The sequence below is a fragment of the Bacillus basilensis genome (assembly GCF_050630465.1).
Classification (GTDB): domain Bacteria; phylum Bacillota; class Bacilli; order Bacillales; family Bacillaceae_G; genus Bacillus_A; species Bacillus_A basilensis.
In genome coordinates, this window is sequence record NZ_JBNTQO010000004.1 from 283,692 (window position 1) to 298,825 (window position 15,134).

At 34.1% G+C, this 15,134-nt stretch carries 12 protein-coding genes, 1 pseudogene and 1 riboswitch; of the genes and pseudogenes, 11 read left to right on the plus strand and 2 right to left on the minus strand.

Annotated features, from left to right (window positions below; translation table 11 throughout):
* The first annotated feature begins 7 nt into the window (after positions 1–7).
* Positions 8–715: an ecs operon protein EcsC gene (gene ecsC, locus ACQVV1_RS10810; RefSeq protein WP_242255607.1), complete on the plus strand. Its 708-nt coding sequence runs from the start codon at positions 8–10 to the stop codon at positions 713–715.
* A gap of 90 nt (positions 716–805) precedes the next feature.
* Here ecsC and ACQVV1_RS10815 read toward each other — a convergent pair whose 3' ends face one another.
* Together ACQVV1_RS10815 and ACQVV1_RS10820 are read right to left on the minus strand one after the other, a co-directional pair.
* The gene (locus ACQVV1_RS10815) at positions 806–1,120 is read right to left on the minus strand and encodes a DUF1433 domain-containing protein (RefSeq protein ID WP_242255605.1); all 315 of its coding nucleotides are present in this window, start codon (positions 1,118–1,120) and stop codon (positions 806–808) included.
* A gap of 293 nt (positions 1,121–1,413) precedes the next feature.
* Positions 1,414–1,746 carry a hypothetical protein gene (locus ACQVV1_RS10820; protein ID WP_242255603.1) on the minus strand — a complete coding sequence of 111 codons (333 nt, stop codon included), beginning with the start codon at positions 1,744–1,746 and terminating at the stop codon, positions 1,414–1,416.
* A 200-nt stretch (positions 1,747–1,946) separates the two neighbouring features.
* On the opposite strand from ACQVV1_RS10820, the pseudogene ACQVV1_RS10825 reads away from it, so the two are divergent.
* From ACQVV1_RS10825 to ACQVV1_RS10870, 10 genes and pseudogenes are all read left to right on the plus strand, one after another.
* Positions 1,947–3,051, plus strand: a pseudogene (locus ACQVV1_RS10825) (lipase family protein); the annotation flags it as partial.
* Positions 3,052–3,065: 14 nt separating this feature from the next.
* Positions 3,066–3,362, plus strand: a complete 297-nt coding sequence (locus ACQVV1_RS10830) for a hypothetical protein (protein WP_001137435.1) — start codon at positions 3,066–3,068, stop codon at positions 3,360–3,362.
* A gap of 200 nt (positions 3,363–3,562) precedes the next feature.
* On the plus strand, positions 3,563–4,144 hold the full coding sequence (locus ACQVV1_RS10835) for a TetR/AcrR family transcriptional regulator (RefSeq protein ID WP_431168855.1): 582 nt from the start codon (positions 3,563–3,565) through the stop codon (positions 4,142–4,144).
* A 2-nt stretch (positions 4,145–4,146) separates the two neighbouring features.
* Positions 4,147–4,314 (plus strand): hypothetical protein, encoded by a 168-nt coding sequence (locus ACQVV1_RS10840; protein WP_000783813.1) that lies wholly within the window; start codon positions 4,147–4,149, stop codon positions 4,312–4,314.
* A 79-nt stretch (positions 4,315–4,393) separates the two neighbouring features.
* On the plus strand, positions 4,394–4,870 hold the full coding sequence (locus ACQVV1_RS10845; RefSeq protein WP_000371358.1) for a PH domain-containing protein: 477 nt from the start codon (positions 4,394–4,396) through the stop codon (positions 4,868–4,870).
* The gene (locus ACQVV1_RS10850) at positions 4,863–6,314 is read left to right on the plus strand and encodes a PH domain-containing protein (protein WP_336376607.1); all 1,452 of its coding nucleotides are present in this window, start codon (positions 4,863–4,865) and stop codon (positions 6,312–6,314) included. Before ACQVV1_RS10845 ends, ACQVV1_RS10850 begins: the two co-directional genes overlap by 8 nt.
* A 104-nt stretch (positions 6,315–6,418) precedes the next feature.
* Complete coding sequence (locus ACQVV1_RS10855) at positions 6,419–6,853, plus strand: hypothetical protein (protein WP_000514471.1); 435 nt, start codon at positions 6,419–6,421, stop codon at positions 6,851–6,853.
* 9 nt (positions 6,854–6,862) lie between these two features.
* Positions 6,863–7,129: a CPCC family cysteine-rich protein gene (locus ACQVV1_RS10860; RefSeq protein WP_309259817.1), complete on the plus strand. Its 267-nt coding sequence runs from the start codon at positions 6,863–6,865 to the stop codon at positions 7,127–7,129.
* Positions 7,130–7,499: 370 nt separating this feature from the next.
* Positions 7,500–8,036 (plus strand): TetR/AcrR family transcriptional regulator, encoded by a 537-nt coding sequence (locus tag ACQVV1_RS10865; protein ID WP_242255595.1) that lies wholly within the window; start codon positions 7,500–7,502, stop codon positions 8,034–8,036.
* A 172-nt stretch (positions 8,037–8,208) separates the two neighbouring features.
* Positions 8,209–8,301: riboswitch (cyclic di-GMP riboswitch) on the plus strand.
* A gap of 60 nt (positions 8,302–8,361) precedes the next feature.
* Positions 8,362–14,583, plus strand: a complete 6,222-nt coding sequence (locus ACQVV1_RS10870; protein ID WP_431168856.1) for a SpaA isopeptide-forming pilin-related protein — start codon at positions 8,362–8,364, stop codon at positions 14,581–14,583.
* Positions 14,584–15,134: the final 551 nt, after the last annotated feature.

The following is a 15,134-nucleotide window of genomic DNA, read 5'->3' on the forward strand; positions in this document are numbered from 1 at the left end:
TGAACCTATGATTACATATGAAGAAAAGGTTATAAAAGAGCTGGAGCAGTGGAAAGCTACATTCATGAAAGATTCTTCTATGATGACACGGTTCTCAAAGAAAGTGCAGACGAAAGTACAACAGCTTATTCCGGCGAAAGTGCAAAAAGTATTAACAGAAACGATTCGGATGATGGTGCAAACGATTAGTGCCGGATCAAACTTTATAAAGCCGAAATTAAAAGAGCCGAACTGGTCATTGCAACGACGAGACGATGAAGTACGTAAAAAAATGGATGAGTATAAAAAAATAGCAGCGGCAGAAGGAGCGGGGACGGGAGCAGGCGGTATTCTCCTTGGCCTTGCTGACTTTCCGCTTTTACTCGGCATTAAAATTAAATTTTTATTCGATGCAGCAACATTGTACGGATTTGATACGAGCGACAAAGAAGAGCGCCTTTTTATCCTTCACGTTTTCCAACTTGCCTTTTCAAGTGACGACCACCGAAAAGAAATATGGAAAGCCATCGAAACGTGGGATACAGAAGAAGAAAACCATATGGACTGGGAAAAGTTCCAAACAGAGTACCGAGACTATATCGATTTAGCAAAAATGCTTCAGCTCGTACCAATAATCGGTGCCCCGGTCGGCGCGTATGCGAACTATCAATTACTGCAAAGACTTGGGGAAGTAACGATGAATTGTTATCGTATGCGATTGCTGAATAGGAATTAAAAAGAAAGCATCCTAAATGTGTGATTTAGGATGCTTTTTTGTTTTAATGATTAATGCTTCAAAAGAAGAAGGTATAATTGAGATTGTTTTTCAGCGTTTTAGGCTGAAATTAGTGGTGGAGATAGAACCGATATTATAATCATCCTTATAATCAATTGAAGTAGTAAATTTCTTATTTGTATCATCTTTGATATGACCAGTTATAAAAATAGTTTCGATATCATTAGAAGGAAATCTATGATTCGTAATAGTCACTTCTAAATTCTCTTTTTCTTTGAAATACTGAATGGTTTCTTCTTTTGCTTTATTAACGATTTGTTGTTCTTCATTCTTTTGATCTATAGTACATCCACCTAAAAGGATAAGTGTAAAAATAAAGAATAATTTTGTACCGAATTTGTTCATGTATAATCACTCCATGGATCTTGCGTTATATTCCTTTTCACTAAATTTTATATTCACTGAACATTGTGGGGTGGGGTTATAAAGAAAAGCATTCTAAATTACCCGGGTACTTAGTTTTTAAGCTCTAAATTTTTTGAATGAGACATACGGCTTATATGATAATCTCCTACATCATATTCTTTGTCCATAGAAAAAACCTTATTTTTGTTATCTTTAACATGTCCGTTTATAAAAACTATTTGAACATTATTGGGAGCATATAGGAATGACTTAGATAAAAATTATGGGAAGTGTTAGTATTTTAATTTTAAACTTTTACTTTTAGAAATTGAACCTATCGTGTATTTATCTCCGCTATATTGAATAGTTATATTAAATGTTTTGTCTCTATCATCTTTGACATGTCCAGAAATATAAATGGATTGTAAGTCTTTAGGACCAAACTCATGCCCAGTAATTACTACATCCAAATCTTGCTTTTCCTTAAAGTATGTAATGGTTGTCGCTTTTGCTTCTTTTACTACTTGTTCTTCATTGTTTTTTTGATCCATGGTACATCCCTCTAAAGTACTTAAAATAAATATAAATAATAAACAAAAACTAAATTTTTTAATAATAATATCCATATGTATCCTCCGAAAATGTTATCTTAATTATAAGAATATATCAAATGTTGTAGAAGAAAAATGTTTTGAGTAACAAAAATGAAGTTTTAGATTCTACTTTTTATCAATTAGCAGACACAACGTATAAATCTGATAAAGATATTGAAGAAGTTGTTATTACCAATAAAGAAGGTCGAAGTTTACAAACATAGGAAAAGGGAGGAACATTCCACGATAAATTGGAATAGGCACAGTTGTCTTTGTACGAGATGTGAATGGGGAAAAGCAAGTTATGATAGCTTTCTGGGGGACAGAATGAGATAAAATTATAGAGAAAAACTCTTTAGGCGTTCTGATGAAGCTAGGGAAGGTATGAAGGATTTAAAAACGGATACAAATCATTTTGTATTACGAGAAGGTGTTCATGGACCAGCAGCACCTCCTGTAGCAGGGACTGAGAATGCAGGTTCAAAGAAATATTGGAATGAAGAGAATCAGCGCTGGGAAACACATAATCAATTTGAACAAGCTGAAAGGGTCATGAAACAAGTAACGGATACATATAAGGGCAGGGATGATGTGGAGATATATACGACGGGTCATTCATTAGGGGGAGCTTTAGCGGAATATGCAGCGGCATCTAATGACAATGTAAGATGTATGTCATGGAATGCGCCAAGTGCAAAACATTTGTTACCGCCTGATTTACAAGAAAAAGCAAATAATGGTGAGTTTAATAATAGAATTGTAAGTGTTGTTCACGGAAATGATTCAATTGGTTATGGACCATTTGGTGCATATGAAAGTCATATAGGATCTACTTATGCGGTAACACCACCAATTTCGAAAGAAGAAATGTCCGAGTTATCATTACAGCAAAAGCTTGGGATGGATGTTACTCGATTTTTGAATTCGATAAGTGGTCCTGGTTATCATTATCAAACAGATAAAAACTTCCGATTTGGGGAGAATGGGTCTTTATCAAATAAATACTTGTTAAATGTAGACACGAATGAAAGAGTTTATGATTCACCGGGCGCGTTATTAGGCGGGGGAGAGATTCGTGTAGTTGTAGAGAATTTGGAAAAATCCGTAAGAGATATGAAGCGAAACGCACAAGAATTTCAAGATAGAGTACCGAGGTTAATTTCTAATATGATGACATTATTAGAAACGGCTGAAAGTAGACGGGTAGAAGCTAAAGTAAATAATATACGTGCACATGTAGAGCATTTAAGTTTTTGGTACATACGAACAGCAACGGAAATTTCAGATTTTATTGAGAAGAAAGCCGATGATTATAAGAAGACGGATCAACAATATTAAGTGAGAAGATTAGGATGCCGAGAATTTACTTAAATGAAGAAGCATTGAACCAAGCTTTACAACAATTTGACCATATGATTCAAGACTTAAACCATAATAAAAGGGTTGTAAGTAATGTACATAATTTACTCTTATCAAGCTGGTCTCAACTTGGAGTAGGGAAAAAAGCCATTAGCGATTTAGAATCTTTTAAAAAAGATATCGAAAGAAGAATGGAAGAATTAGAGTCTGATAAAAGAGAGTTAAAGGGTGCGATTGATTTATTAAAAGCGTTAGATCAAAGTTATGATTACATGGGGCCTAAATATTAAATTACAAGAAGCACTCACAAAGGTGCTTTTTGTAGTTTAACTGGATTAAAGATTACTGTAGTAACTATGGAGGAATATGATTCTGCTTCATAAAGTAAATGGAGAAAGTAATATGTAGTTTTGAATCAAACTTGCAAACGATAATTTTTTATTTTACAATTTATTTACCGACCGGTAAGTAAAAACAAGTGAGGTACAGTATGACAAAGAATTTACAAACATCTCAAAACATTGTAGCGGCATCATTTAAACTCATGGCAGAGCACGGCATTGAGAAGATGAGTCTTTCCATGATTGCGAAAGAGGTAGGTATTTCAAAACCGGCTATTTATTATCATTTTTCTTCTAAAGAAGCGTTAGTGGACTTTTTATTTGAAGAAGTTTTTTCTGGATATTATTTCATGAGTTATTTTGATAAAGAGCAATATACGAGAGAAAATTTTGCGGAAAAGTTAATCGCAGATGGTTTACATATGCTCTCTGAGTATGAAGGGCAAGAAGGAATACTGCGCGTCATAAATGAATTTATCGTAACTGCGGCGCGAAATGAAAAGTATCAGAAACGTTTATTTGAAATACAAGAAGAGTTTTTAAATGGTTTCCACGATTTATTGAAGAAAGGCGCGAGACTGGGCGTCGTGTCACAGCATGCAACGGAAGAAAACGCTCATACGTTAGCGCTTGTAATTGATAATATGAGCAATTACATGCTCATGGGATTTCAGTTAAAGTATAAAGAAATTTGGATTCGAAATGTGAAAAACGTCATGAAGGAGGAATAAAAGTGAAAATGCAAAAAAACTGGTGGCTCGGTTTTCTTGGATTTATTGGGGTGTATAAAATTCCAGGCATGATAGAAGCTTTTCAAGCGGATGGAAATTGGATGAAGTTAATCGGTTTCATTTGGCTACTTTGGTTCGGATATTTTATTCCTGAGAAGAAAGAAGATTAAATTTCAATTTTCTGTAAAGTTATGTAAAATATAGATTGAGACTATTCATATATTAGATTACTAGATTTGGAGTGGTTACATGGATCCATTGAAAAATGAAATTCACCCTGACATGGTCAAGGTGTGGAAAGTTCGGGCTGTAATAGAAGAAGGGATCGGTATTCTTGTCATTTTAGCGTACCTTTTCCTCATGATAAAGTTTGATTGGTGGGCGTGGATTTTGTATGTGATGATTGGGCTAACAGTTGTGTTCGCACCATTTTCGTACTTCTTATTCCCGAAACTACGTCAACGTTATTACAGCTACCAACTAAATGAAGAAGAGCTTGAAATTCAGCACGGTCTTTTTGTCGTAAAGCGCGTATTAGTACCGATGATTCGTGTGCAGCACGTTACGATTGAACAAGGGCCGATTATGAGAAAATATGGCTTAGCAGAATTACACATTTCAACAGCAGCAACTTCTCACAGCATCCCAGGCTTAACGATGTATGAAGCGGAAATGTTGAAAACGAAAATCGCAGAATTAGCGAAAGTGAGTGATGAGGATGTATAAGAGGCAGCATCCAATCACGATGTTATTGGAATTAAAAATAAGAGATTTTATACCACTCTTTATTTTCATGTTTAGCTTAAATGGAAAATTCCCGTTTTGGTACTTAATTCCCGCTGCATTTGGTTTACTCACTGTCTTTTCAGCGTTTGAAAAATGGTATTACACAACATATTGGGTTGAAAATAACGTATTACATGTGAAACAAGGGCTCTTTGTAAAGAAGGAGAGCTACTTAAATAAAGAACGTGTTCAAACGATTCATACAAGTTCTAACGTGCTATATCAAATGCTCGGTTTAAAGAAAATTCAGATCGAAACAGCTGGCGGGGGCGATGATGCGGAGGTTAGCTTAGCCGGTATTACAGTAGAAGAGGCAACTGAGCTTATTGCTTTGCTAAATGAGCCAACTCCAGAAGTGAAAGCAGAAGGAACGCTAGACGAAAAAGCGGAACATGCAGTAAAAAAAGAAATCGTTACAGAAGAAAAACAAACAACAGAATATAAATTGACTTGGAAAGAAATTTTACTAGCCTCTGTTACATCGGGGCAGTTTGGACTATTATTCTCGTTAATCTTTTTCGTGTATCACCAAGTAGAGGAGTACATTCCGAAATGGATAGAGAATAGCGTAAAGTCATATGTAATGCAACATGATATATATGGCTGGATTTTCATGGTAGCTATTTTACTCGTCCTTTCGTGGATTATATCTACAATCGGTTATGCGCTAAAACATGGAGATTTCACAGTAAATCGAAGAAATGACGAAGTCCGCATTTCACAAGGATTACTTGAGAAAAAAGAACTCGTCTTAAAGTTACATCGTATTCAAGGGATTACGATAAAAGAAAGTATTTTACGTCAGCCATTCGGCTATTGTGCTGTGCAAGTAGAAGTTATTCAAAGTAAGGGAACGGATGATGAAAAAGAAAAAGTTACACTGCATCCAATCATTCGAAAAGACCGAGTACAACAGTTACTCGCGCATTTACAACTACCATACGAACTGGATACAAATATTATTTCATTACCAAAAGCAGCATTACGCCGCTATCTCATTGATAGCTTCATCTTCTTCACGATGCTAGCAATCCCGCTTATTGGAATAAGTATATACTTTGAAAAACACTTCATCATGTGGGCACTAATTCCGCTCACGATCCTCATCTTTACACTTGGTTACGCAACATTTAAAACAAATGGTTACAGTGTAAACGGAGAGCAAATTACACTTGTATATCGCAGCGTTGGAAAATATACAGGACTTGTTAGAAGAAGACACGTCCAATCGATGGAAAAGACACAATCATATTTCCAGCGCCGGGCAGATTTATGTACGTATAAGTTTTCGAGCGCATCATCGAGTTATAAATTAGAGCATACGAGAGTAGAAGATGCGGAGAGAATGCAGGATTGGTATAAGAAGAGAATAAGTGAGAATTAAATGGAATGGCTCGTCTTTTGCGGGAGGCGAGTTATTTTTCTATGTAAAAATGATAGGAAATAATTAATAATATATGTGACGCAAAAAAAGTGAGGTGAGCAGGATTGGGAAAATTTTTAATTCCGTATTCCCATTCTTTATTAAGCTTATTTATTTCAATGACGATAATTCAAATATACGATGAGAAGGGGATTTTTGAAGGAGAGCTATTTTCTATTTTTACGAATCTTTTTATTGCTATGGCCCAAATGTTGGCCGCTACTTTGATAGTTGGAGTCCCTGTTGTTTTAGTTGGATGTCTTCTTGGGGAGATATTGTTTAGGTGCGTTATTTTACCTATAAAGCTACATTTTATCCCATCCTTAATTTTATATATTCTTTTAGCCATAAGTATTGTTTTTTGCTATGAAGTTATATCTGACGGGGTTCCTACAACATATGAAAATACTCGTATTATTAAAATGATGTACTTTATGGGATTAACTATAATTTGCTCTATTACATTTTTAGTAAGTAGGACTACATATGAAGGGAAATAAGGTGATTATATGAAATACACCTGTCCATGCCGCGGATATAAAACAATAGAAGAAGAACCACCGGGTACATATGAAATTTGTAATATATGTTATTGGGAAGAGGATCCTGTTCAGCTTAAAGAGCCTGACCTTGAAGACGGAGCAAATGAAGTCTCGTTAAGACAAGCACAGAGAAATTTCATTGCATTTGGGGCTTGCGGGGAATGTTTTGTGAAATCAGTTAGAAATCCGACTAGTGAAGATGTGAAGGATGCTAGTTGGAAGCAAATTTGTTAAATAGATTAAAATAAAAATGTTATTACTCGATGTAACAGGAGTAATAACATTTTTTATGCAACGATGAAAGAATTAACGCCGTCTTATAAGGTAAAACAATAGAGATGATAAAGTAAAAAAAGGACTAAAACAGTAAATTTCACTAATGGATATATTAGGAATGAAAACAAAAGTATAGATGTATAGTCATCTTTGTGTATTTAATGTTATCATATTGAATGATATGAAAATTTTTAATAGAAGAAGCAACGAACAATTCAAAGGCGATGAAGCTTTTGTTGTATAAAGAAAATATTTATTATTACTCAGTGATATTAAAAATAAGATACGTATTTATATAAATTTAGTAGAAATGGGGTTTTAAAAAGGAATGAGTACAAGTATAACACGGCAAAAGATTTTAGAAGCCGCTTCTCAAATTGTGCAATGTAAAGGGGTTGCTAAATTAACCTTAGAAGCAGTGGCAAAAGAGGCGGGTGTAAGTAAAGGTGGATTATTGTATCACTTTTCAAATAAAGAAGCTTTAATAGAAGGTATGATAGTCAGAGGGGTAGAGGATTATGAGGGGGCCATTTACGCTAAAGTAGCGGAAGACTCAGAGAGGAAAGGAAGGTGGGTTCGCTCTTTTGTAGAGGAAAGATTAAGTAACGAGAGAAGAACAGAAGAGTTGTCTAGTAGTATGATGGCAGCATTCATGTTAAAACCTGAATTACTTGAGCCATTACAACAATCATTTCAGCAACTGCAAAAGAATATAGAAAATGATGAGATAGATTCAGTTTGTGCAACAATTATTAGATTAGCAGCAGATGGATTATGGTATGCGGAATATTTAGGGGTTGGAAGACTAAGGCCAGAGTTAAGAGAAAAAGTGATTCAAGCTCTTATTAATAATTCATATAAATAGAATATATTAACTATATAATATGAAAATAATTCACCATTGCTTCTTTAATGTAGTGGTGAATTATTTTTTTTATTAGAAAAATAGAACAATTTTATAGAGTATTGAATTATAACCGTCCAGACGGTATAGTAATATTTGGTTTAAGAGGAAAATGAAACAAAAAAAGAATAAAAGATATTTTTAGCACACTATTCGAAAGGATAGGCCGCAAAGCTTAGAGTCTACGGTAATACATATTGGTTACTAAGATCGTCTGGTTGCACATTTTTGATGCAACCAGACGGTCTTTTTTTGTTATATAAATATAAAAATTTAGGAGGGAACTATGCAAATGAAAAGTACTAAAAGGCACATTTCAATGGTTTCATTAGTTTTTCTAGTATTATTTTCAGTGCTGAATGTGTGGGCTCCAGTTATTCAAGCTGCTGTGATGAAAAGTCCAGTGGACGAAATTAATATTTCCCGTACTGATGGCACGACATCTGAACCGTATCAAGCCTCAGATGGAATGAAAGTAGAAGTGAAGTGGTCAGCTAAAGAAAAAATAAAAAGTGGAGATCAATTCACAATTGATATGCCAAAAGAGTTTCGAAAAGACCTTATGAATATGAGTTTTCCTTTAAAAGATGCTGAAGGAAAAACAGTTGGTACATGTGAGATGAAAAAGGGTCTATTGACGTGTACTATGGGTGATTACGTAGAAGGAAAGAATAACATTAAAGGTTCTTTATTCGTAGAATTCTACTTTGGTCTAGAAGCATATGATGGTGTTAAAGAAATTCCATTAGAATTTAACGTTGATGGTCAAATCGTCAATAAAGAAGTAAGTGTAAATAATACGACAGAGAGACCGAAGCCACAGCCCAATACAGATAATCTATTGAAATGGGGTTCTTATAATCAAGAAGATCCGTCCATTGCTGATTGGCTTGTATATGTAAATGCAACTGGAACAGAAATGCAAGATCTTAAATTAACAGATACATTAGGACCTGGGCATGAGTTAATTACAGACAGTGTAGTATTAGAAGAGGCTGTATTTGAAGATGGTTATGCACCAACAAATATTAAGCCAGCAGATTTATCTAACATTAAAATAAATGCAACAAAGACTGGATTTACAATTGAGTTTCCAGACAGTTCAAAAGGTTATATTTTAAGATATAAAACAAAGATTACTAATCCTGCTGCAAAGCCTCATAAAAATACAGTGAAATTAGAAGGGAAAAATATTAAAACTGAAGAAAAAGTAGGACAAGTATTCGTAAGTGGTGGGGGAGGAACCGGTTCAGGTGACGATCATCCACCTAGCATTGAAAAAAATATAGTTGATGAGAATGGCAAGCTTGTAGAGAATGAGCAGCTAACACAAATGGATCAAGTTATTCAATACCAAGTTGGTACACATATACCAAACGATCCTCCTAAATACACATCAATGGTAATTAGTGATGATTTAGAAGATGTTTTAGAAGTATTAGAGGCAAAAGTGTATGATCAAAATGGCCAAGATATTACTTCTAAAGGAACGTTAAATATAGATAAACAAAGAAGGGAAGTAACATTTACGTTTGGTGAGAATTTTGACTATAAGTCATATGAAGACCAGATAATTAACCTCAGTATCAAGGCGAAAATCAAAAATAATGCAGACTTATCTTCTTACGTAGATAAGAAGATTCCTAATAAAGCGGAATTACATTTTGATGATAAAACATTAACATCAAAAGAAGTAACCATTACACCGCCTGAAGCTCCAAAAGATGGTACAGTATCGATTCATAAAATAGATTCTGAGAATCCGAACAAAGGGTTAAAAGGTGCCGAATTTGAAGTTCGAAATAGTGCAAATGAAGTTGTTGCAAAACTGAAAACGGACGAAAAAGGTTTTTCAGTACCTCAAACTTTAGCTCCCGGGACATATAAAGTTTATGAAACAGTAGCACCAGAAGGATATCAAAAATTAACAAGCCCAGTAGAGGTTACACTTCAAGCTGGAGAAACAAAAACAATTGAAATTAAAAATACTATGCAAAAGGGTCAAATTGAAGTAAAGAAAATTGATTCGGAAAATGGTGAAAAACCATTAGCAAATGCAGAGTTTGATATAGTAAAAGACGGTGTAGTAGTCGAACATATTGTTACAGATAAAGATGGTAAGGTAATCTCTAAACCGTTAGCACCAGGGAAATATATTTTAAAAGAAACGAAAGCGCCTGAAGGATACCAATTAAAAGAAACAGAGTTCGAAGTAAATGTAACAGGGGACGGCATATTCCCAATACAAGTGGAAAATGCAATGGTTGACAAAGGTAATATAAAAATTACAAAAGTGGACAAAGAAAACGGGGCAGTATTAGCGGGTGTCGAATTTGAAGTCCAAGATGAGAAAGATGGAGTAGTAAGAAAAGTAGTAACAGATAAAGATGGAAAAGCAAACGTTTCAGATCTATCAGTAGGAAAGTACAAATTAGTAGAGACGAAAAGCTTACCAGGTTATAAAAAGCTAACAGAACCAGTACCATTTGAAATTGCAAAAGGTATGACAAAAGCTTTAGCAATAAAAGTAGAAAATGAGCAGTTAGACAAAGGCTCAGTAGAAATTACAAAAATAGATAAAGATAGTCAAAAAGTATTAGAAGGCGTAGTCTTCGAAGTGCAAGATGAGCAAGGTAAAATAGTAACAGAAGTAAAAACAGATAAAGATGGTAAAGCGAAAATCTCTGATTTATCAGTAGGAAAGTACAAATTAGTAGAGACGAAAAGCTTACCAGGCTACAAAAAGCTAACAGAACCAGTATCATTCGAAATTACAAAAGGTATGACAACAGTCCTATCATTGAAAGTAGAAAATGAACAGTTAGATAAAGGTTCAGTAGAAATTACAAAAGTAGATAAAGACAGCAAAAAAGCATTAAAAGGCGTAGTCTTTGAAGTGCAAGATGAAGCTGGAACAGTAGTAAAGGAAGTAAAAACAGATAAAGATGGTAAAGCAAAAATCTCTGATTTATCAGTAGGGAAGTACAAATTAGTAGAGAAAGAAAGTTTACCAGGCTATAAGAAATTAACAGAGCCAGTATCGTTTGAAATTACAAAAGGCATGACAGAAGTTCTATCATTAAAAATAGAAAATGAAATGGTAGATACGGGAAATATAGAGATAACAAAGATAGATAAAGATAATAAAGCACCGTTAGCGGGAGTAACATTCATCGTCCAAGATGAAAAGGGTAATGAAGTTACAAAAGTAACGACAGATAAAGATGGAAAAGCAAATATTTCAGATTTACCTGTAGGAAAGTATGAATTAGTAGAGGTAGAAAGTTTACCTGGTTATAAAAAGTTAGAAAAACCAGTATCATTTGAAATCAAAAAAGGCATGACCGAGGTTCTATCATTGAAAGTAGAAAATGAAATGGTGGATACAGGGAATGTAGAGATAACAAAAATAGATAAAGATAGTAAAGCTCCATTAGAAAATGTTGTATTTGAAGTACGTGATTCAAAAGGAAAAGTAGTTGCAAAAGTAACGACGGATAAAGAAGGAAAAGCAAACGTTGCAGATTTATCTATTGGGAAGTATGAGTTGGTGGAAGTAGAAACACCGGCAGGATACAAACCACTAGAAAAGCCAATTTCATTCGAAATTGAAAAGGGTAGAGTAACAGCGCTAAAGCTAACAGTAGAAAATGAATTAGTGGATACAGGAAATGTAGAAATTACAAAAGTAGATAAAGAAAATAAAGATGCTTTAGCTGATGCAGTATTTGATATTCAAGATGAAGCAGGACAAGTAGTCGCTAAAATAACGACAGATAAAAAAGGACAAGCACAAGTTACTAATTTATCAGTTGGAACATATAAGCTAGTAGAAGTGAAAGCACCAAAAGGATATAAGAAATTAGTAGATCCAATTACTTTCCAAATTGAAAAAGGTATGAAAAAATCTCTTGCTTTAACAGTCGAAAATGAAATGTTAGACAAGGGTAATGTAGAAATTACAAAAGTAGATAAAGACAGTCAAAAAGCATTAGAAGGCGTAGTCTTCGAAGTGCAAGATGAAAAAGGAAAAGTAGTAACAAAAGTAACGACAGATAAAGAAGGAAAAGCAACAATTTCAGATTTATCAGTAGGGAAATATAAGCTAGTAGAGGTAGAAAGCTTACCAGGATATAAAAAACTAGCAAAACCAGTATCGTTTGAAATTAAAAAAGGTATGACAGAAGTTTTATCACTAAAAGTAGAGAATGAACAGTTAGATAAAGGCTCAGTAGAAATTACAAAAGTGGACAAAGAAAGTGGCGCGTTATTAGAAGGCGTAACATTCGAAGTGCAAGATTCAAAAGGCAAAGTAGTAACGAAAGTAACGACAGATAAAGAAGGAAAAGCGAAAGTTTCAGATCTATCAGTAGGAAGTTACAAATTAGTAGAAGTAGAAAATTTACCAGGATACAAAAAATTAACAGAGCCAGTATCGTTTGAAATTAAAAAAGGTATGACAGAAGTCTTATCACTAAAAGTAGAGAATGAACAGTTAGATAAAGGTTCTGTAGAGATTACAAAAGTAGATAAAGACAGTCAGAAAGTATTAGAAGGCGTAGTATTTGAAGTGCAAGATGAGCAAGGCAAAGTAGTGACTGAAGTAAAAACAGATAAAGAAGGAAAAGCAAAAATTGCTGATTTATCAGTAGGTAAGTACAAATTAGTAGAGAAAGAAAGCTTACCAGGATACAAAAAATTAACAGAACCAGTAACGTTTGAAATTAAAAAAGGTATGACGAAAGTCTTATCACTAAAAATAGAAAATGAAATGGTAGATACGGGAAATGTAGAGATAACGAAGATAGATAAAGATAATAAGGCACCGTTAGCGGGTGTAGTCTTCGAAGTTCAAGGCGAAAAAGGAAAAGCAGTAACAAAAGTAACAACAGATAAAGAAGGAAAAGCAAACGTTTCAGACTTATCTGTAGGAAAGTACAAGCTAGTAGAAGTAGAGAGCTTACCAGGATACAAAAAATTAGAAAAGTCGGTACCATTTGAAATTAAAAAAGGTATGACAAAATCTCTAGTGTTCACTGTAGAAAACGAAATGGTGGATATGGGGAATGTTGAAATCACGAAAATAGACAAAGATAGTAAAGCACCATTAGAAGGTGTTGTATTTGAAGTACGTGATTCAAAAGGGAAAGTAGTTACTAAAGTAAAAACGGATAAAGAAGGAAAAGCAAACGTTTCAGATTTATCTATTGGGAAATATGAGCTGGTAGAAGTAGAAACATCAGCAGGATACAAACCGCTTGAAAAACCAATTTCATTTGAAATTGAAAAAGGTAGAGTAACAGCATTACAATTAACTGTCGAAAATGAATTAGTGGATACAGGAAATGTTGAAATTACCAAAGTAGACAAAGAAAATAAAGATGCTTTAGCTGATGCAGTATTTGAGATTCAAGATGAAGCAGGACAAGTAATTGCTAAAATAACAACAGATAAAAAAGGACAAGCAAAGGTTACTAATTTATCAGTTGGCACATACAAGTTGGTAGAAGTAAAAGCACCAAAAGGATATAAACCATTAGTAGATCCGGTTACTTTCAAAGTTGAAAAGGGCATGACAAAATCTATTGCTTTAACAGTAGAAAACGAAATGTTAGACAAAGGCTCAGTAGAAATTACAAAAGTAGATAAAGACAGTCAAAAAGTATTAGAAGGCGTAGTCTTCAAAGTACAAGATGAGCAAGGAAAAGTAGTAACAGAAGTAACGACAGATAAAGAAGGAAAAGCAAAAGTTTCAGATCTATCTGTAGGAAAGTACAAATTAGTAGAGAAAGAAAGCTTACCAGGATACAAAAAACTAACAGAACCAGTATCATTCGAAATTAAAAAAGGTATGACGAAAGTCTTATCAATAAAAGTAGAGAATGACTTATTAGACAAAGGTTCAGTAGAAGTTACAAAAGTGGATGCTGAAAGCAAAATTGTACTATCAGGGGCTGTTTTTGAAGTTCATGATAAAGGAGGACAAGTAGTAACGAAAGTAACAACAGATAAAGAAGGAAAAGCAAATATTTCAGATTTACCAGTAGGTAACTACACACTTGTGGAAGTGGAAGCACCAAAAGGATATGAAAAATTAACAAATCCAATTCCGTTTGAAATCAAAAAAGGAATGGTAAGTTCAGTTCAATTAGAAGTGTTAAATAAATTGCTTCCTTTAGCACCACCAGGTCCAGAGAAACCGGAAACAACGGATCCAGAAAAACCAGGAACACCAGATCCAGAAAAACCGGAAACAACGGATCCAGAAAAACCAGGAACACCAGATCCAGAAAAACCGGAAACAACGGATCCAGAGAAGCCTGGAACAACAAATCCAGCGAAGCCTGGAACAACGAATCCAGAAAGACCAGGAACACCAGATCCAGAGACATCTGGAAAAGAATTGCCGAAGACAGGGCAGAAAATGCCGGTGGAACCATATATGGGAGCACTTCTTGTAATGATGAGTTTTGGATTACTCGTATTAGGTAGAAAAAAACAAAGATAGTGAAAGTGAAAAGGTATTCTCAAAGTACTTGAGGATACCTTTTTTATATTATTTGGCATAAAAAAGACATTTAGCAAAAGAACTCGATGTAAATAAAAAACAAAAAGGAAGACAAAGTTCATCCTTTTTTCCTCATGCGGTTATATCAAAAAAGTTAACTTTATTATATATATTTAATGTGAAAGCTATGAAAGTAAAAGGTCTTCGTAATGTTTGGGTGAAAAAAGAGTTATCTATGTAACTAATTTGAGGACTTTAAGAAAGAGGGCTTTTTCCTAAAGTATTCAAAGGATGATAGGTCCAATAGCAGGTGGGAGATGAAACTCGTTTTAGCACTGTATTAACACCTTAAAATGTAGATAGGGGAAAATAATGTAAAAAAACTATTGTATATTCAAAACTCTTATGTTACATTTGCGTTACAGATAAGTTACAAACTGTAACTTATGTTACATTTTGTTTTCTGTTGTTTTTCGGTATGTTACGAATTGAGGTGCGTATCGAATCGACCGATAATATATAAAGTTAAAAAAATACAAAACTAAAAATAG

Coding starts and splice junctions, on each gene's coding strand:
- ACQVV1_RS10865 (WP_242255595.1), top strand. CDS start 7,500: ATGAGTACAAGTATAACACGGCAAAAGATTTTAGAAGCCGCTTCTCAA.
- ACQVV1_RS10845 (WP_000371358.1), top strand. CDS start 4,394: ATGGATCCATTGAAAAATGAAATTCACCCTGACATGGTCAAGGTGTGG.
- ACQVV1_RS10820 (WP_242255603.1), bottom strand. CDS start 1,746: ATGGATATTATTATTAAAAAATTTAGTTTTTGTTTATTATTTATATTT.
- ACQVV1_RS10860 (WP_309259817.1), top strand. CDS start 6,863: ATGAAATACACCTGTCCATGCCGCGGATATAAAACAATAGAAGAAGAA.
- ACQVV1_RS10830 (WP_001137435.1), top strand. CDS start 3,066: ATGCCGAGAATTTACTTAAATGAAGAAGCATTGAACCAAGCTTTACAA.
- ACQVV1_RS10835 (WP_431168855.1), top strand. CDS start 3,563: ATGACAAAGAATTTACAAACATCTCAAAACATTGTAGCGGCATCATTT.
- ACQVV1_RS10850 (WP_336376607.1), top strand. CDS start 4,863: ATGTATAAGAGGCAGCATCCAATCACGATGTTATTGGAATTAAAAATA.
- ACQVV1_RS10815 (WP_242255605.1), bottom strand. CDS start 1,120: ATGAACAAATTCGGTACAAAATTATTCTTTATTTTTACACTTATCCTT.
- ecsC (WP_242255607.1), top strand. CDS start 8: ATGATTACATATGAAGAAAAGGTTATAAAAGAGCTGGAGCAGTGGAAA.
- ACQVV1_RS10870 (WP_431168856.1), top strand. CDS start 8,362: ATGCAAATGAAAAGTACTAAAAGGCACATTTCAATGGTTTCATTAGTT.